This window comes from Streptomyces niveiscabiei (genome assembly GCF_033794345.1).
Classification (GTDB): domain Bacteria; phylum Actinomycetota; class Actinomycetes; order Streptomycetales; family Streptomycetaceae; genus Streptomyces; species Streptomyces niveiscabiei.
This window is the reverse complement of the sequence record NZ_JARAYJ010000014.1, coordinates 107,429-126,374: the sequence shown is the minus strand read 5'-3', so window position 1 is coordinate 126,374 and position 18,946 is coordinate 107,429. Positions and strand designations below refer to the sequence as shown.

The window sequence follows — 18,946 nt, the reverse complement described above, 5'->3', positions numbered from 1 at the left end:
TGGGCAGGGGCTGGTGTGACGGCTGGGGTGCCCCGGGACGGCACGGCGGGCCGCGCACCGGCTTCCGGCCCGGCCCCCGAGCCCGCAGCCCCCGAGCCCGCAGCCCCCGACGCCACAACCTCCCCGCTCACTCCGTCACCTCCACCACAACGGCCTCCGTGTACGCGACACACCCGTGCCACCCCACCTTGGCCATCAGCCAGTACGCCCCCGGCGCCACGGCCGACGCGTCGACCTCGATCCCCGCCTCCACGCTCTCCCCGGCAGGCACCGAGAACCCCTGCAACCCCGGCGACACCCCCGCCCAGGTCCCCCACGCCGACACCGCCCACAGCTGCCCGTTCACGGTCCCCCGTGTCGTGTTGCGCAGCCGCACCGGCACGGTCGCCCGCTCACCCCGCCGCACCCGGACCCGCTCCACGCCGAGGGACGTGACGAGCGTCGGCCCGGTCCGCCCGTCGGGCTCGCCCGCAGGCACCTCGCCCGGCACGTCGAGGGCGACGACGTCCTCGTACACCTGCCCGCCGTACGACAGCCGCCCGGCGAGCCAGTGCCGGCCGGGAGCCGCGTCCGGGGGCGGTACGACGGTGACCTCCGCGAGGCTGAAGCCGCCCGGCGCCAGGTCGTAGGGGACGACGGGCGGGGAGGCGGTCCAGCCGTCCGGCGGCAGCAGCCGTACGGTGCCGGAGGCCGGCGCGTCGGTCAGTTCCGAGGAGACGCGGACCGTCGCCGTGACCGGGCCGCAGGCGGTGAGGGCGGTGGGGGAGAGGTAGAGGGCGACGGGGAAGTTGCCGCGCGGCGCGGGGCCGGAGTTGTGGAGCCAGTACCGCGTGTAGACGGGCTGCGCCGGCTCGTGCCCGGCGACCGGCTCGACCCCCGTGCACGGTACGGCGGTCGCCCCGGGCACCGCCATGACCGTCCCCACCTCGAACCCGCCGAGACCGAACCCGACACCCCCGTCGGCCTCCAGCTCCTCCCCGGCCCGCTCCAGCACATCGGACCGGACGGCGGACGCCCACTCCACGGGCCCCGTCACCCGGGCCCGCACCGGCCGCCCCTCCACCTCGTGCACCCGCACGACCACGCCCCGCCCGGGATCGGCGGCCCGCGACCCGCCCCGGGCCAGCGGCGACCCGGCGGCCTTGAGGGCGTCCACCACCACCCGCCCCTCCGGCTCGACGGCGAACAGCGTCGCCGCCCGGGGCAGCCCGGTGACGACCTCGGCTCCCTCGCGGACCCGCCCGGTCAGCGGCCGGTTGAACGCGTGCCCGGCCTGCGGGAGCCGCTGCTCGCGCCAGTCCCCGGCGCCCGCGAGGACCGCGTACTCGAACGTGTGCGACCAGTGCTGGAGCTGGAACCCGGACCCGTCGGGCGCGGTCCGGCGCGGCGGGTCGACCCAGATCCCGGACGGCCAGCCCGTGCAGGACCGCATCAGCGACATGTAGAGGTCGCCCGAGGCGGTGACGACACACCCCGGCGTCCCCCGGTTCAGGACGGCGAAGCTCCGCCCGTCCCACGCGTCCCCGGGCGGCAGCGCCTCCCCGCCGCCGGCCGCCGTGGCGTGCACGACGGCGTCCTCCAGGTCCGTGATCAGCGCGTCGACGGCCTTCGCGTCCTGCCCGGCGTCCACGCCCGCGACGACCAGCAGCGGCAGCCGCTCCAGGTCCCGCAGGTCCGCGCCGGGCACCCACTCCTCGCGCAGCGAGGCACGCGGCGCGACCCACACGGCCGCGAGCCCCGACTCGGCGAGCTGGCGCCGCAGTTCGCGCGCGGCGGCCGGGTCCCAGCCGAGCGCCTCGGCGACCAGCGCGTTGCGCTCGGGCCCGCCGACCGCGATCCGGATGTCCGGCAGGTTGGAGTCGACCTCCAGATCCCCGTACCGCTGCCCGCCCGCGATCGTCGAGGTCGCCGTGACCCCCACGCGCACGAGGGCCGCCGCGAGCGGAGTCCCCAGCTCACCGGCGCTGCCCCAGTCGGGGTAGATCAACTCGGCGACCCCGATGGCCCGTTCGCCCAGCGGCGAGCCGTCCGTGGCGTGCACGGCGACCCGTGCCGTCGAGCCGAGCCCGAACCACGTGTTGGCCGGGTTGTCCAGCGTCCACGGGAACCGCTCGCTGTCGACCTCCACGAACCCGAACCCGCGCCCGATCACCGCGTCCGCGACCTCGTGCACCGGCAGCCCGCCCCGCACGTCCGACGGCCACCGCACCCGGATCAGCCGGTCGGCGCCGTCGTACCCGTCGAGGGTCGTCGACACGTCGAGCCGGTCCACCCCGGCCCACAGCGTGATGCGCTGCGTGTACCGGAAGAGCCCGAGGTCGCCGCGCACGGTGATGCGGGAGCCGGCGGGGGAGTGCTCGACATCGATGTCGGCCGCGACAAGTCCGCTGCGCGCGGCGGTCGTTCCGGTCGGCGTGAGGTGCCAGGGGCCCTCGCCGAACCGGGGGTGGCGCGCGAACTCCTCCTGGACGACGAGCTCGTTGCCGATGTCGCCGTCCCGCAGCAGCTCCCGGCCGTCCGCGTTCTCGTCGAGCGCGCGCAGACTGCTGATTGCACCGCCCCGCGCGGGGTCGACGGTGACCTGGTAGTACGCGTTGCGGATCGTCGTCCCCTCGCCGCGCGTCCACCCCGGCACCGAACCCTCCGCCAGCGACAGGGCCTTGAGCCCCATGCCGGGCACCTCCGGCACGACGACGGTCAGCCGGCCGTCCTCGCGCACGGCGGGCAGCGGCAGGCCGGTGACGTCCAGCGGGACCAGGCCCGGGTCGTCGACCGTGAGGGTGTCACGCCGTTGCCAGGTCGCCGAGTTGAACACGACCAGGTCCGGGGCGCCGCCGGGCAGCGAGACGACCCGGGAGGCCAGCGCGTCGGTCGCGTCCGCGTGGACGTCGCGTGCCAGGTCGTACAACTCCCGCCAGCCGGTGAGGAGATCGACGTACACCTGGTCCGACTCGGAGCCGGTGATCGCGTCGTGGTGCGCGCCGTAGATCAGCTGGCGCCACGCCTTGTCGAGCGCCGCGTCCGGGTAGGCGCGGCCGGCCACCAGGGAGGCGAGCGTCGCCCAGGACTCCGCGTCCGACAGCAGCGATTCGCCGTACCGCTGGGCCTGTTTGGTGTCGATGTACGAGACGTCCTTGCCGGTGTAGATCGGGTTCATGTCCCGCGTCTGCGGCGAGGCGACGCGGCCTTCCGTCTCCAGCTCGGCGCGTACGGCGGCGAAGAAGTCGCGGGGGATCGCGCTGACGAACCTCGGCCAGACGTAACGGGCGTTCCAGTCCCGGTGGATGCCCATCACCCAGCGGCACGGCGGCGCGTAGTCACCGCCGACCGGCAGCATCACGTTCTTCGTGAGCGCGACCTTCTTCAGCCCCTTGAACAGCTTCAGCGCGGCCTGTTCGGCCTCGGGGAGGGTGGGCGCGTTGTCGATGGCCCAGCCGGCGCCGTAGTGGTTGACCATGTACGCCGTCAGCAGGCCGCGGCCGGAGGGGGCGATCCAGTTGAACTCGGCCTGGAACTGCATGCGTTGCGGGTCGCGGGGCTCCTCGCCGAACACCGACAGGGTCGGGCCCCACTGGTGGAAGGGGCCGCGCGCCCAGGAGCTGGTGGAGATGTCCGCGTCCGCCATCAGGCCCGGGAACTGCGGGTCGTGCCCGAACGCGTCCAACTGCCAGGCGGTGTCCGGCTCCGCGCCCATGATCCCGCGCTGGAACCCGTCGCCGTACAGCGCGTTGCGTACGGTCGCCTCGGCGCCGGTCAGGTTGGTGTTGGGCTCGTTGTAGGTGCCGCCCATGATCTCGACGCGGCCGGTGCGGATCAACTCCCGCAGGAACGCCCGTTCTTCGGGGAAGGAGTCCCAGTACGGCTTGAGGTAGTCGACCTCGGCGAGGACGAACGTGTACGCCGGGTCGCGCCGCGCGAGGTCGCAGTGGGCGCGCACCAGGCTCATGCCGGACTGGCCGCGCGAGTCGAAGGTGCGCGCCGGGAGGCCGCTGGCGGCGTCGTCGGCGACGTCCCAGGTCTCCGTGTAGGCGGCCTGCGTGTTCCACCAGACGGGGTCGTAGTGGAAGTGGCTGACCATGAACATCGTCCAGCCGGGCTCGGCGGCGGTGAACTCGGCGGTGTGCCGGACGCTGGTGCCGTCGTCCTCGGCGGTGACCGTGATCTCGCGCCGGTCGCCGGGTGCGAGCCCCTCGGACGTCACGGATATCTCGGCGCGGACCGTGCCGTCCTCGCCGACGGTGACGAGCGGCTCGTCGACGCCGTGGACGCCGTGGACGCCGTCGCCCGTCAGCGTCAGCCGGACCTGCCGGCCGGGGTCGTGCCCGAGTTCGACGGCCACCACCTGGTGCGGATGCTCGGCCGTGCCGGTGAACAGCTCGGTCGACTCGACGGAGATGACACGCATGGGGCTCCTACGGGAGGTCGGGGGAGCCTCATAGTGGCACCGAGCGGTGGTTCAATCAACCATTTCCGACCATCGAGGTTGGTTGATCCATGCATGATCAGCGGGCCCGGCGCGCCTTCACCGCGTGCTGCGGGGTGATGTGGTCGGTCAGCGCGAGGGAGGCGCTGGCCCGCTGGTACGAGAGCTGCGCGACCCGCACGTACAGGCAGTCCACGATCATCAGCACCGAGTGCCGGCCGCCGATCGAGCCGGTGCGGAAGCTGGTCTCCGAGGTGGCCGAGATCAGCCGTACGTCGGCCGCGCGGGCCAGCGGCGAGCGCGGGTCCGTGGTCAGCGCGATCGTCGTCGCGCCCCGCTCCTTGGCCATCTCGAACGGCTCCAGCGTCTCGCGCGTCGACCCCGAGTGCGAGATGCCGATCGCCACGTCCGCCGGGGTCAGCAGCGCCGCCGAGGTCGCCGCGCCGTGCACCTCCGTCCAGCCGCGCACCGCGCAGCCGATCCTGAACAGCCGCGTCTCCGTCTCCTGCGCGACCGCGCCGCTGCCGCCGACGCCGTACACGTCGATCCTGCGCGCCCTGGCCAGCGCCTGCGCGCCGCGCTCCAGGGCGTCCAGGTCGATGCGGTCCACCGTCTGCTGGATCGCCCGCAGGTCGGCGCTGCCGACCACCTGCACGACCCGCTCCAGGCTGTCGTCCGGCGAGATGTCCGGGCCGATCTCCGCCGTCCCCCAGTCCGAGGCCTCGCCCCGGCCGCGCTCCTGCGCCAGTTCGATCAGCAGGTGCTGGTAGGAGTCCAGGCCGATCGCCCGGCAGAAGCGGGTCACCGTCGCCTGCGAGGTGCCGGTGCGCCGGCCCAGCTCCGCCGCCGAGCAGTGCGTGACGGCGGCCGGGTCCTCCAGGATCAGCTCACCGACCTTCCTCAGGGAGCCGGCCAGCCTCGGCAACTCGGTGCGGATCAGTGTGGTGACGTCGGTCGTGGGCATGAAGAGAAGGTATCAGCCACCGACTGACTGGTCGGATGAATACCAGGACCGAGTGTGCCGCCAGGTGTGTGCCTCGTTGCCGGTGAGCCGGTCTGTGTGATTTATTGATTCACCTGTTTGCTAAAGCAGGGTGGTTTGAGCCATCAATCCAGTGGGGAGTGCCAGGTGACCGTCGAGTCCGCCAACGAGTCCGCCAACGAGTCAGTGCGCGCGGAACGCTTCGCCAAGGAGGGACTCGACGTCCTCTCCCGCCTCGTCGAGACATCCCGGGACGACGTGTCCCGGGCCGCCGCCCTCATCGCCCAGTGCGTCCGCGACGACGGGGTGATCCAGGCGTTCGGCACCGGCCACTCCCAGGCCCTCGTCCTCGAACTCGCGGGCCGCGCGGGCGGGTTCGTCCCCACCAACCGGCTCCAGGTCCCCGACCTCGTCCTCTTCGGCGGCGACGCGCCCAGCGCCCTCGACGACCCGCTCCTCGAACGCGAGCCCGGCGTCGCCGCCCGCCTGTACGACCTCGCCGCGCCCCGGCCGCAGGACCTCTTCGTCGTCGTCTCCAACTCCGGCGTCAACAACGTCATCGTCGAGATGGCCCTCCAGGCGAAGGAACACGGGCACAAGCTCCTCGCGATCACGTCCCTCGCCCACACCCGCGCCGTCCCGGCCAAGCACCCCAGCGGCAGGAAGCTGGCCGACCTGGCGGACGTCGTGCTCGACAACGCGGCACCTCCCGGGGACGCGCTGCTGCCGCTGCCGGACGGCGGCGCGGTGTGCGCGCTGTCCACGCTGACCGGGGTGATGCTGGTGCAGATGGCCGTGGCCGAGGCGGCGGGCCAGCTGATCGAGTCCGGGGACCGGCCGCCGGTGTACGTGTCGGCGAACGTCCCGGGCGGCTTCGAGGGCAACCTGCTGCTGGAGAAGAAGTACGAGGGACGGATCCGCCGCACCGCGAGCTGACGTCCGGGAAAGAGGGGTTGCCGTCCCTGCGGACGGCAACCCCTCTTCGCTACTTCACCGGCACCCCCGTCACCGCCGCCGCCAACGGGTACGCCCCCGTCGGCAGCGGCGTTCCGGGCTTGCCCGTCCCCGTGTCCAGCGGCACGAGCCGGTTCTCGTCGGCCGTCGTCACATAGACCGTGTCACCGTTCCAGCTCGGCGCCGCGTCGAAGGCCGACCTGCCCACCGTCACCGGGGCGCCCGGGGCGCCCGTCACCGTGTCGACCGGGGTCGCCGTGGTGCCCGTGCTGGCGGTGACCCAGAGGGTGCGGCCGTCCGGGGTGATCGTCAGGCCGTACGCCTGGCCGGTGACCAGGTACGTCGGCTTGGTGTCGTTCGTCGCCGTGTCGATCGGGGTGATCGACGAGCCGCCCGAGTTGGAGACGTACACCGTCCTGCTGTCGGGCGCCGCGACCACGTTGAAGGGGCGGGGGCCGACCGGGATCGCCGTACCCGCCTTGTTCGTCGCCAGGTCCACCGGGGTGACCGTGTTGCTGTTGATGTTCGGGACGTAGAGGGTCTTGCCGTCCGGAGTGACCGTGAGGTTCTCGGGGCCCCTGCCGACCTTGATCGGCGCACCCGGCTCGAGTGTCGCCGTGTCGATCGGCTGGACCGTGGCGTCCGTGTAGTTGGCGACCCAGAGGGTCTTGCCGTCGGGCGTCAGGGCGAGGCCCGCCGGGACCCTGCCGACGGGGACCGTCGCCGTGACCGTGCCCGTGGACACGTCGATGACGCTGACCGTGTTGGCGCCCTGGTTCGCCGCGTACGCCGTGCGGCCGTCCGAACTCGTCGTCACGTCACCGGGGTTGGCGCCGGTCTTGATCTCGGTGCCGGTGCCGGTCGAGAGGTCGATCGAACTGACCGAGGCGCCGCTGAAGTTGGCGGTGAGGGCGCGCAAGGTGCCGGCGCCGTCGGTGATCTGGACGGGGAGGGTGCGGGGGAGGGCGCCGGTGACGGTGAGGGGGCGTACGCCGGGTGTGGCGTCGGGGGCGGCTGTGAGGGTGATGGTGGCTGTGGTGGCTGTGCCGGTGGTGGGGGTCGCGGTGAGACCCTCTGGGACCGTCAACTGCCACTGTGCGGGGCCCGATTGGGAGAAGCTGAGCTTGACCGTGGCCTTCTCGCCGGGTTTCAGGGTGAGGGACGTCGGGGTGAAGGTGGCGTCCGGGCCGGGGGCGGGGGCGTTCTCCAGGGACGTGCGGAACAGGAACTGGTCCATGACGCCGGGGGAGATCTGCTGGGGGACCGCGTCGAGGGCCTTGCGTTCGGACTGGAGGCGGTTCCAGAGGCGGGAGACGGCTTCGGTGTCGCCCTGTTGGTGCGCCAGCAGCAGGTCGAGGGCGGTGAGTCCGGCGCCGCCGTACGAACCCAGCTTGTCCAGCCAGGCCGAACTCTCCTTGAGGAAACCGGGGTTGGCGAGGTGGGCGCGCAACTGGGCGGGGGTTTGCGTCATGGCCGTGAAGTAGGCGCGCAGGGGCTTCTCGTCGCCGGACGCGCGGAAGTCCGCGATCAGCTTCGTCAGGGTGGGGGACTCGGTGGTGTTCAGCGCCGAGGAGTACTGGTTCTCCGCGAAGATCCGCAGCCACTTCTCCGCCGCCGGGCCGGCGAGGTCGCGGACCGAGGCGAGGAACGCCTGGTGGGGGTCGTACGCGTGCGGGTTCCAGAGGTAGTCCGCCGAGGTGAACAGGGCCAGTTTGCTGGCCTCCGCCTGCACCATCGGGTTGGCGGTCACACCGACGGCGGCGGTCGGCACGCCGGGTTCGCGGCCGTTGTAGGGGCCGAGGAGGAGACGGCTGGTGACGTAGTCGTTCACCGGGTAGTTGTCCCAGATCAGGATGGGATGCCCGTACACCTCGCGGGCCCGCTCGGTCTGGGCGGTGGTGATCACCGGGGGAATCGTGGCGGTGCCGGTCCACTCCACGACGACGTCCTTGCCCAGCCGCTCACGCAGCGCCGTCTTGTACGGGCTGTCGGCGAGGTCGGAGTACTCGGTGGGGACCATCTCCAGCGGGCCGAGCCCCGAGCGGCCCTCGCTGAACGCCGTCCACGCCTCGTTGAGCAGATACGACTGGGCCGTGCCCGCCGCCGCGCCGCCCGTACCGAACCTGGTCTCGTCGGCGGCGCAGTTCCACTTCGTGTAGCTGATGTCGTCCAGCGGGATCGCGAACGAGCGCACGCCGATGTCGTACAGCGACGCGAACTTCCGTACCAGCGCCGCGATGTCGTCCGGCGAGGAGTAGCAGACCGACAGGCCCGGGGAGAGGGCGTAGGTGAAGCGGACGTGGTTCTGCGCCGCCCTGTCCACCAGTTCCTTGAGGGTCGCGAGCGCCGCGGGCGGGTACTCGTCCCGCCAGCGTGCCCTCAAGTAGGCGTCGTTCTTGGGGGAGTAGACGTACACGTTCTGCTTCGTGCGGCCGTAGAAGTCGAGTTGGGCCAGGCGCGCCGCGTGCGACCACGGGGTGCCGTAGAAGCCCTCGATCACGCCCCTGAGCCTCGTCGTGGGCCAGTCCTTCACCGTGACGTCCGGAAGTTGACGTCCTGTCAGGAGCTGGCGGAGGGTCTGAGCGGCGTAGAAGGTGCCCGTGGTGTCGACGCCGGAGAGTGCGAGGGTGCGTCTGCCCGAGGCGAGTACGTACCCCTCCGCGGGGAGGCCCGTGGGGGCGGGGGCGTGCAGGTGGCGCAGGGCGCGGGCCGTGTCCGCGTTCTCCGTGGGGCCGCCCACGTAGACGGTCAGCGCCGCCGGCGGGGGGAGGTGCCCCGCCGCGACGGTCACGATCTCGTCCGCGCCCGCGTCGCGCAGCGCCGCCTCGACGACCCTGCGGGCGCTCGGGTCGGTCTTCTCGCCGAGAACCTCGACGACCCGACGGGGAACGGTGACCGACCCTCGGCCCACCGTCATGTGCTGCGGAGTGGGCCAGACCTGGGGTCGCGGGGCCGCCGGGGCGGCGGAGGTGGGGGGAGAGGCGGGAAGAGTCAGCCCGAGGGCCAGCAGCAGGGCGAGGGGGAGTCGCCTGCGTAGCGCATGGGTGAATGAATCCATCGGCGCATGGTAGTGAGATTGAATGGATCATTCAATGGGGGCGCGCGGCGCAAGGGGGTGAACGAGCCCTTCTGTGCCTCCAAGGTGCGGGTTGCTTAACGTACGCAACTAACGGGTGGGCTGAGATCATGCCCCCAATGCCGCCCACCTCCCTGTCGCCGGCCTCGGGAGAGGTCACGGAGATCGAGGAGGCGTAAAGGCCGACTGCCGGCCGAGCGAGGCCGCGCCCGCAGGACGACGTCCCAAACCCGCCGCACTGTCTCGAAGTGAGACACCCACCCCCGCCCCCTCCGGTTCATGATCATGGAAGGTTCCCCTCACTTCCCCGGAGCGTTCCCGTGCACACCGTCGAGCCCGATGTCGTGACCGACGTCCTGATCGTTGGCAGTGGCCCCGCAGGTGCCTCGGCGGCGTTGGCGCTGAGTACGTACGGGGTGGCGAACATGGTCGTCACGCGGTACGGGAGCCTCGCGGACACGCCGCGTGCGCACATCACGAACCAGCGGACGATGGAGGTGCTGCGGGACCTCGGCGTCGAGGAGCAGGTCGTCGCGCAGGCGACGCCCCAACACCTCATGGGGAACACGACGTTCTGCACGAGCCTCGCCGGTGAGGAGCTGGGCCGGCTGCGGTCGTGGGGCAACGACCCCCGCGTACAGGCCGAGCACGACCTCGCGAGCCCCACGCGGATGTGCGACATGCCGCAGCATCTGATGGAACCGGTCCTGGTGGACGCGGCGATAGCGCGCGGCACCGTGTTCCGGTACAGCACGGTCTACAAGTCGTTCACGCAGGACGAGTTCGGCGTGACGGTGACCGTCGAGGACCGGGTGCGCGGCGACGAGTACACGATCCGCGCGAAGTACCTGATCGGCGCGGACGGCGGCCGTTCGCAGGTCGCCGAGGACGCCGGGCTGCCGACGGTCGGCCGCATGGGCGTGGCCGGCAGCATCAACATCGTCTTCGACGCGGACCTGACCAAGTACACCGCGCACCGCCCGTCCACCCTGTACTGGGTCCTCACGCCGGGCGCGACCGTCGGTGGCATCGGGGCGGGGCTGGTGCGGTGTGTACGGCCCTGGCACGAGTGGCTGATCGTGTGGGGGTACGACGTGGACGCGGGCGCCCCCGACCTGACCACGGAGTACGCGGAGTCGGTCGTACGGAAGCTGATCGGGGACGACGAGATCCCGGTGACGATCAAGTCGTCGTCCGCGTGGACCGTCAACGACCTGTACGCCGAGACCTACTCCAACGGGCGTGTCTTCTGCGCCGGGGACGCCGTGCACCGCCACCCGCCGTCCAACGGCCTCGGCTCCAACACGTCGATCCAGGACGCGTACAACCTGGCGTGGAAGCTGAAGCTGGTCCTGGAAGGGACGGCGAGCCCGCGGCTGCTCGACACCTACAGCGCCGAACGCGCCCCCGTGGGGCGGCAGATCGTCACCCGCGCGAACCAGTCGATCGGCGAGACCGCTCCCGTCTTCGAGGCCCTCGACCTCCTCGCCCCGCAGACCCCCGCCCAACTGCGCGCCAACATCGCCGACCGCAAGGACGCCGGAGCGGCGGCGGAGAAGTGCCGGGAGAAGCTGCGGGAGGCGATCGCCTTCAAGGCGTACGAGTTCAACGCGCACGGCGTCGACCTGAACCAGCGGTACGCCTCCGACGCGGTCGTCCCGGACGGCACGCCCGACCCCGGCTTCGACCGCGACCCGGAGCTCTACCACCAGCCGTCGTCCCGCCCCGGCGCCAAGCTCCCGCACGCCTGGATCACCTCCGGGACGCGCACCCTGTCCACGCTGGACACGGTCGGCAAGGGCCGCTTCACGGTTCTGACCGGCATCGGCGGCGAGGACTGGGTCCGCGCCGCCGACGCGCTCGGCGTGCCGTCCGTGGTCATCGGCCCTGGTCAGGAGTACGACGACCCGTACGGCGACTGGGCTCGGCTGCGGGAGGTCTCCGACGCGGGCGTCCTCCTCGTGCGGCCCGACGGGTATGTCGCGTACCGGTACGCGGGAGCGGCGAAGGATGCTGGACGCCGGTTGTCGGAGGCGCTCGGGCGGGTGCTCGGGCGGGGCTGAGGGAGTCGTATGAGTACACAGGATCTGACGGAGTCGGTGGTCGCCAGCTTTGCGGACACCCCCGACCCCCGGCTGCGCGAGCTGCTCGGCTCCCTCACCCGGCACCTGCACGACTTCGTCCGCGAGACGGGGCTGACCGGCGAGGAGTGGGAGCGGGCGATCGGCTTCCTCACCGCGACCGGGCAGACGTGCACCGACACGCGGCAGGAGTTCATCCTGCTGTCCGACGTGCTCGGCGTGTCGATGCTGGTCGAGACCGTGAACGGCGACACCGGCCCCGGCACCGAGTCGACGGTCCTCGGGCCGTTCCACATGACCGAGTCCCCGGTGCGTGAACTCGGCGCGGACATCGACCTGTCGGGCACCGGCGAACCGTGCGTGGTGAGCGGCCGGGTGCTGTCCGGCGACGGAACTCCCCTGCCGGGCGCGGTGCTCGACGTATGGCAGGCGAACGCCGAGGGCTTCTACGACGTCCAGCAGCCCGACGTCCAGCCCCCGGGCAACGGACGCGGGCTGTTCACCGCCGACGGCGAGGGACGGTTCTGGTTCCGGACCTGCGTGCCGGACGCGTACCCGATCCCCACCGACGGCCCCGTGGGCGACCTGCTGCGGGCGACCGGGCGACACCCGTACCGGCCCGCGCACATCCACTTCATCGCGTCCGCGCCGCAGCACACGCCGGTCACCACGCACATCTTCGTCGCGGGCGGCCGATACCTCGACTCCGACGCCGTGTTCGCGGTGAAGGAGAGCCTCGTGCAGGACTTCGCCACGACCGACGACCCCGCCCTGGCACGGGAGTTCGGCGTCGCGCACCCCTTCCGGCACGCCCGCTTCGACCTCGTCCTCAACCCCCGGTGACCGGCGTGGAGTTCGTGCACGACGTGCCGGGGTCGCGGGTGGTGCTGCGGTCCGGCGCGTCGACGAGCGCCGTGCCGGGGGAGGCCGAACGGCTGGGCCTGGAACGGGTGCTGGTGGTGAGCGGGGCGCGTGGCGCGCAGGTCGCGCAGGGGGTCGCGCGGGCGCTCGGGACGGTGTGCGTGGGAGTGCACGCGGCGGCCCGGATGCACGTTCCCGTCGAAGTCGCCGAGCGGGCCGTGGAGTTGGCCGGAGAGCTGCGCGCCGACGGGTGCGTGGCCGTGGGCGGCGGCTCCGCGATCGGGCTCGGCAAGGCGCTCGCGCTGCGCGCCGGGCTGCCGCTGATCGCCGTACCGACCACGTACTCCGGCTCGGAGATGACGCCCGTGTGGGGGCTCACCGAGGACGGGGTGAAGCGTACGGGCCGCGATCCGGCGGTGCTGCCGCGCAGTGTCGTGTACGACCCCGACCTGACCGTCGGCATGCCGGTGGACCTGTCGGTGACCAGCGGCGTCAACGCGATCGCGCATGCCGCCGAGGGGCTGTACTCGCCGGGGGTGTCGCCGCTGCTCCAGCTGATGGCGGAGGAGGGCGCGCGGGCGATGGCGGGCGCGCTTCCCGAACTGGCCTCTGCGCCCGGCGACTTGGCGGCCCGGGGCCGGGCCCTGTACGGGGCCTGGCTGTGCGGGGCGGTGCTGGGGTCGACCATCATGGGCCTGCATCACAAACTGGCGCACGTCCTGGGCGGCACCTTCGGGCTGCCGCACGCCGAGACGCACACGGTGCTGCTGCCGTACGTCCTCGCCTTCAACTCCCCTGCCGCGCCGGACGCGTTGACGCGGCTCGGGCGGGCGCTGGGCTCGGCGGAACCGGTGGGGGCGCTGCGGGAGCTGTGCGGGCGGCTCGGGGCACCCCGGTCGTTGGGTGAACTCGGGCTGGCCGAGGGGGACCTGGGGCGCGCGGTGGAGCTGGCCGTGGGGACGGCCTACCCGAATCCGCGCCAGGTCACGGCGGACGGCGTGCTGGGGGTGCTGCGCGACGCGTTCGCAGGGCGGGAACCGAGGGGACGGTGACGGGGTCCACGCAACCGGCGTACAGGGAAACCGAGTTCGCCGGTCCGGGAACCCCACCCGCCCGACCGTGAGGGCCGTACCGGCGCTCGCGGATCATATTCAGGAACTCAGGAAGGTGACACAACATGGCCCTCGGACTGCTCCGGCGCCGACGGGACAAGGGCGCGGCGGCCGATACCGGGCTGCGGCTGGCGCTGCCCGCGGGCGCGGGCTCGGTCGGGTGGACGATCGTCGACCCCGTGGACCAGCCGATGGGCGCGGTCGAGGTGACGATCACCGCGCTCGACACGCACCAGGTGGCCGCGCGCGGCATCACGGACCCGTACGGGTTCTTCGTCGCCGTCCTGCCGCCCGGCCGGTACAGCATGCTGGCGATCGCGGAGGGGCTGAACCCGCACCGGGAGACCGTCGACGTGCTCGGCGGCCACAGCCCCGCGCCCGGCCTGGTCCGGCTCCAGCCGGCCCGCCAGCTCCCGCTCCCGCCGCCCGGCGGCTGGGCGTTCGACCCGCCGCACACCGCGATCCGCTTCATCGCCAAGCACGTCGGCATGGCGCACGTGCACGGCCGGTTCGAGCGGTTCGACGGCGCGATACGCGTCGCGCCGGACATGAGCGACTCCAGCGTCCATGTCCGCATCCACGCGGACAGCATCAACACGGGCAACAACACCCGTGACAACCACCTGCGTTCGGCGGACTTCCTCGACGTCGAGCGCTTTCCGTACGTCGACTTCCGCAGCACCCGCTTCGCCTACCGCGGCGGCAGCAAGTGGACCCTCCAGGGCACCCTCACGATGCACGGCGTGAGCCGCTCCGTGTCCCTCGACACGACGTACCTCGGCACGGTCAACGGCGGCTACGGCGAGGAACTCCGCTGCGCCGCCCTCGCCACGGCCGAACTCCACCGCGAGGACTACACCCTCAACTGGCGCTCGATGCTGGCCCGGGGCATCGCGGTGGTCGGCCCCACGGTCCAGCTGGAACTGGACGTCCAGGCGATGTACCGCTCACCGGACATGCCTACGCCGCCGGAGTAAGGGCCCCGGCCCGGACGAGTTCCCCCGACGCCGGGGGAGCCTGTCCCGCAGGGTGAGGCTTCGAGGTGCGAGGGGCTGTCGTGGGGCCGGGGCGCGGTGGAGGTGAGGGCTTTGGTTGCCTCTTCAACCGTTCCCGGTACGGTGAGAGGTGCCATGACGATCGCAGAACAGCTTCCGGCCCTTACCCGACTTCGCCATGCCCGGGAGCGGTTCCTGGCGGGCGGGACGGTGCCCGAGGGGGTGCCGGAGGAGGTCGTGGCGGCCTGGCGGCGGGCCAGGTTCCATGGGGTACGGCGGGACGCCGGCGGGGAAGCGGCGCCGGTCGTGGGGGCGGCGCCCGTGCTGGAGGCGGCCCGGCCGGTGCTGGAGCGGCTCGCCTCCGCGTTGGACGGGCGGTCGGCGCTCGTGTTCACCGACGCGCGGCTGAGGGTGCTGTGGAGCGGGGGCGTCCATCCGCACGGGCGTCCGCGCGCGGACCTCTCCGAGGAGCGCGTCGGCCCCAACAGCGCCGCCACCGCGCTGCGGACCGGGCGCCGCGCCGAGGTCCACGGGCCCGAGCACTTCCTGGACGACTGGCAGGAGACGTCCGCCGTCAGCGCACCCGTCCGCGCGCCGGGCGCCACCCGGCCGGTCGGCACGGTCACCGTCACGACCCGGCTGTGCGAGGGCTGCATGGGCCAGACCCCCGACGCCCACCCTTCGCCGCCCCGGTCTTCCAACCCGGCCCAGCTCCCGGACCCCCACCTCCCCGACCTCTGCCCCTCGGACGGCCCCTCTGACCGGGCCGGTTCTCGCCGTGCGGGCGCTCACTCCGCCTCGTCCGGCCTGGCCGGCTCTCGCTCCTCGGGTGTCGACTCCGCCTCGTCCGGCCTGGCCGGCTCTCGCTCCTCGGGTGTCGACTCCGCCTCGTCCGGCCTGGCCGGCTCTCGCTCCTCGGGCGCTCACCCCGCCTCGTCCGACCTCGTCGGCTCTCGCCCCTCGGGTGTCGACTCCGCCTCGTCCGACCCGGCCGGCTCTCGCCCCCCGGCCGCCCACCCCGCCTCCTCCGACCCCGCCGGCCCTCCCCCCTCGGCCGCCCACCCCACCCCGTCCCACCACCCCTCCGCCGCCCTGGCCGAAGCCGTCGCCGCAGCCGTCGAAGCCGAGCTTCTCGCCCGCTCCGCCACCCCCGAACGCCTCCTCCTGGACGCCTACCTCTCCGCCCGGACCGGCGATCGCCCGGTCGCGGCGTTCGGGGGACACAGCAGGCTGGTCGACGACCTGGCGGCGAGGGCGCTCACGCCGGAGGACCTGCACCGGCTCGAACGGGCCGCGCTGAAGGACCCGGAGGCGAGGCAGCTCACGGTGGCCGGACGGAGGGTCGAGCTCACGCCGGTACGGCAGGGCGAGGCGACCGTGGGAGTGGTCGCCGTCCTGAACCCGGCCCCGGTCCAGAACGGTGCCGAACCCTGCCGCACCCGCCCCCCGTTGCTGATCACCGGCGAACGGGGCACCGGCAAGACCACCCTGGCCCGCGAACTCACCCCGCACGCAAGGACGGTGGACGCGGCCGAGTCCGAACTCGGCGACGCGGTCGACCACCTGACGGCAGGTCACCCTCTGATCCTCCGCCACGCGGAACGCCTCGCCCCACCGGACATCGCGACCCTCAACTCCCTCCTGGATACCCACCCCACGGCCCAGCTGTACGTCACGTACACCCCCGGCACGCCCCCGGGCCCCTGCCTCCAGCGCCTCCTGGACGTCCTGGCGGCCCGCACGATCACGCTCCCCGCCCTGCGTGAACGCCCGGAGGACATCGCGGAGTTGCTGAGGACGCTCGCCCCGAAGCCCCCGGCCGGACAGCCCCCGCTGACGTGGTCCCTGGACGCCCTGCGGGCGCTGGAACGCCACCCCTGGCCGGGCAACCTCACCGAACTCACGCACGTCGTGCACGCGTTGGCACAGGGCCGCCGCCTCACGGGCCCGGTCCGCAGGGCCGAACTCCCCGACGCCGTAAGGGAAGGCCCCGCGCACCGCCCCCTCAGCCCGATGGAGGACGCGGAGCGCACGGCGATCCTCCAGGCGCTGAAACGGCACGGCGGCAACAAGGCGCGAGCGGCGTCGGCGCTGGGTATCGGGCGGGCAACTCTCTATAGAAAGCTGCGGAGTTACCGAGGGTAGCCGAGCAACTCCCGGCATCCGGAAGCGATTCCGACCAGTCGGTCTTTCCCAACTCTTGACTGCGCACCGGCTCCACCCCGATCCTCGTCCGTGAAGATCTTGCGACGGTCATGACAATTCCGTGGAACGGTGAGGGGAACGCCGCACACCCCGGCCAACGCCGCACACCCCGGCTCATCGACCGCGCGCGCCCCCGCCGACCCGAGGGACCGCCACATGACCACGGCCGGACGCAGACGCGTCACTTTGCTCACCCTCCTGCTGTTGCTGCTCACAACTGCTCTGGTTCCCACCCCGAGTTCGGCCGCCACGGACTGGTGGACTCCCACCGCCCGCCCCACCCCCGACTCCCGGATCAACGTCACCGGCGAGCCCTTCACCGGCACGAACGCGGCCGGAGAGGTACGCGGCTTCGTCGACGCCCACAACCACCTCTTCTCCAACGAGGCGTTCGGCGGCCGGCTGATCTGCGGCAAGGTCTTCTCGGAGGCCGGCGTGGCGGACGCGCTGAAGGACTGCCCGGAGCACTACCCGGACGGCACCCTCGCGATCTTCGACTACATCACCCACGGCGGCGACGGCAAGCACGACCCGACCGGCTGGCCGACCTTCAAGGACTGGCCCGCGTACGACTCGATGACGCACCAGGCGAACTACTACGCCTGGGTGGAGCGCGCCTGGCGCGGCGGCCAGCGCGTCCTGGTGAATGACCTGGTCACCAACGGCGTGATCTGCTCGGTGTACTTCTTCAAGGACCGCTCCTGCGACGAGATGACGTCGATCCGCCTCCAGGCGAAGCTGACGTACGACCTCCAGGCGTACATCGACCGGCAGTACGGCGGCACCGGCAAGGGCTGGTTCCGCGTCGTCACCGACAGCGAGCAGGCGCGGAAGGTGATCGAACAGGGCAAGCTGGCGGTGATCCTGGGCGTCGAGACCTCGGAGCCGTTCGGCTGCAAGCAGATCCTGGACGTCGCCCAGTGCTCCCGGGCCGACATCGACAAGGGCCTCGACGAGCTGTACGCGCTCGGCGTGCGCTCCATGTTCCTGTGCCACAAGTTCGACAACGCGCTGTGCGGCGTCCGCTTCGACGAGGGCGGCCTCGGCACCGCCATCAACGTCGGCCAGTTCCTGTCGACCGGCACGTTCTGGCAGACCGAGAAGTGCACGACCGCGATGCACGACAACCCCATCGGCGGCGCCGCCTCCAAGGCCGAGGAGGAACTGCCGGACGGCGTCGAGGTGCCCGTGTACGAGGACAACGCCCAGTGCAACAAACGGGGGTTGACCGAACTCGGCGAGTACGCCGTACGCGGCATGATGCAGCGCAAGATGATGCTGGAGATCGACCACATGAGCGTCAAGGCCACCGGCCGGGTGCTCGACATGTTCGAGGCCGCGTCCTACCCCGGCGTGCTGTCCTCGCACAGCTGGATGGACCTCAAGTGGACCGAGCGGGTCTACTCGCTCGGCGGCTTCGTCGCGCAGTACATGCACGGCACCGAGGAGTTCGTGAAGGAGGCCGCCCGCACGGACGCGCTGCGCGAGAAGTACGGCGTCGGCTACGGCTTCGGCACCGACTTCAACGGCGTCGGCGAGCACCCCGGCCCGCGCGGCGAGACGACGACGAAGGTGACGTACCCCTTCACCAGCGTCGACGGCGGCTCGGTCATCGACCGGCAGACCAGCGGGCAGCGCACGTTCGACATCAACACCGACGGCGCCGCGCACGCCGGGCTGATCCCCGACTGGATCGAGGACATCCGCAGGGCCGGCGGCCAGGACGCCGTGGGCGACCTCTTCCGGGGCGCCGAGTCCTACCTCGGCACCTGGGGCGCCACCGAGGACCACCGGGCGGGCGTGAACCTCGCCCGCACCGGCACCGCGAGCGCCAGCTCCTCGGAGTCCAACCCGTTCACCAGCTACCAGCCCGGCCGGGCGAACGACGGCGACAACTCCACGCGCTGGGCGAGCGACTGGAGCGACGTGCAGTCCTGGCAGACCGACCTCGGCACTACACAGCTGGTGGGCCGGGTGACGCTGGACTGGGAGCGGGCGTACGGCAAGGCGTACCGCATCGACGTCTCCACGGACGGCGCGAACTGGCGTACGGCCTGGTCGACTTCGGCCGGTGACGGCGGCCTCGACACGGCCCGCTTCACGGCGACCCCGGCGCGGTACGTCCGCGTCCAGGGCGTGCAGCGGGGGACCGAGTGGGGGTACTCGCTCCGCGAAGTCGGCGTCTACAGCAGTTAGTTGACGAAGCATCAGGGCCGTGCACCCCGTAAGGAGTGCACGGCCCCGGCCGCTGACTAGA

Annotated in this window: 10 protein-coding genes; 7 read left to right on the top strand and 3 right to left on the bottom strand. The window is 72.3% G+C overall.

Annotation, left to right across the window (positions count from 1 at the left end):
* Nucleotides 1-127 precede the first annotated feature (127 nt).
* Together PV682_RS21175 and PV682_RS21170 are read right to left on the bottom strand one after the other, a co-directional pair.
* Nucleotides 128-4,405, bottom strand: coding sequence for a glycoside hydrolase family 38 N-terminal domain-containing protein (locus tag PV682_RS21175; protein ID WP_319732070.1), 4,278 nt, complete (start codon nucleotides 4,403-4,405; stop codon nucleotides 128-130).
* Nucleotides 4,406-4,502: 97 nt separating this feature from the next.
* The gene (locus tag PV682_RS21170) at nucleotides 4,503-5,387 is read right to left on the bottom strand and encodes a MurR/RpiR family transcriptional regulator (RefSeq protein ID WP_010360196.1); all 885 of its coding nucleotides are present in this window, start codon (nucleotides 5,385-5,387) and stop codon (nucleotides 4,503-4,505) included.
* A 165-nt stretch (nucleotides 5,388-5,552) separates the two neighbouring features.
* On the opposite strand from PV682_RS21170, the gene PV682_RS21165 reads away from it, so the two are divergent.
* The gene (locus tag PV682_RS21165; protein WP_319732067.1) at nucleotides 5,553-6,341 is read left to right on the top strand and encodes an SIS domain-containing protein; all 789 of its coding nucleotides are present in this window, start codon (nucleotides 5,553-5,555) and stop codon (nucleotides 6,339-6,341) included.
* 49 nt (nucleotides 6,342-6,390) lie between these two features.
* Here PV682_RS21165 and PV682_RS21160 read toward each other — a convergent pair whose 3' ends face one another.
* A complete protein-coding gene (locus tag PV682_RS21160; RefSeq protein ID WP_319732065.1) occupies nucleotides 6,391-9,417 on the bottom strand; it encodes a beta-N-acetylglucosaminidase domain-containing protein in 3,027 nt (1,008 codons plus the stop codon).
* Nucleotides 9,418-9,755: 338 nt separating this feature from the next.
* Here PV682_RS21160 and PV682_RS21155 point away from each other — a divergent pair, with 338 nt between their 5' ends.
* The 6 genes from PV682_RS21155 to PV682_RS21130 all read left to right on the top strand — a co-directional run bounded on the left by PV682_RS21155 (nucleotide 9,756) and on the right by PV682_RS21130 (nucleotide 18,885).
* Entirely contained in the window at nucleotides 9,756-11,498 is a 1,743-nt protein-coding gene (locus PV682_RS21155) for an FAD-dependent oxidoreductase (protein ID WP_319732063.1), read from the top strand.
* A 9-nt stretch (nucleotides 11,499-11,507) separates the two neighbouring features.
* Nucleotides 11,508-12,359: a dioxygenase family protein gene (locus PV682_RS21150; protein ID WP_319732061.1), complete on the top strand. Its 852-nt coding sequence runs from the start codon at nucleotides 11,508-11,510 to the stop codon at nucleotides 12,357-12,359.
* The gene (locus tag PV682_RS21145) at nucleotides 12,356-13,429 is read left to right on the top strand and encodes a maleylacetate reductase (RefSeq protein WP_319732059.1); all 1,074 of its coding nucleotides are present in this window, start codon (nucleotides 12,356-12,358) and stop codon (nucleotides 13,427-13,429) included. Before PV682_RS21150 ends, PV682_RS21145 begins: the two co-directional genes overlap by 4 nt.
* Nucleotides 13,430-13,554: 125 nt before the next feature.
* On the top strand, nucleotides 13,555-14,466 hold the full coding sequence (locus tag PV682_RS21140; protein WP_319732057.1) for a YceI family protein: 912 nt from the start codon (nucleotides 13,555-13,557) through the stop codon (nucleotides 14,464-14,466).
* Nucleotides 14,467-14,619: 153 nt separating this feature from the next.
* The gene (locus tag PV682_RS21135; protein ID WP_319732055.1) at nucleotides 14,620-16,629 is read left to right on the top strand and encodes a helix-turn-helix domain-containing protein; all 2,010 of its coding nucleotides are present in this window, start codon (nucleotides 14,620-14,622) and stop codon (nucleotides 16,627-16,629) included.
* Nucleotides 16,630-16,845: 216 nt separating this feature from the next.
* Entirely contained in the window at nucleotides 16,846-18,885 is a 2,040-nt protein-coding gene (locus PV682_RS21130) for a galactose-binding domain-containing protein (protein ID WP_319732053.1), read from the top strand.
* Nucleotides 18,886-18,946 lie beyond the last annotated feature (61 nt).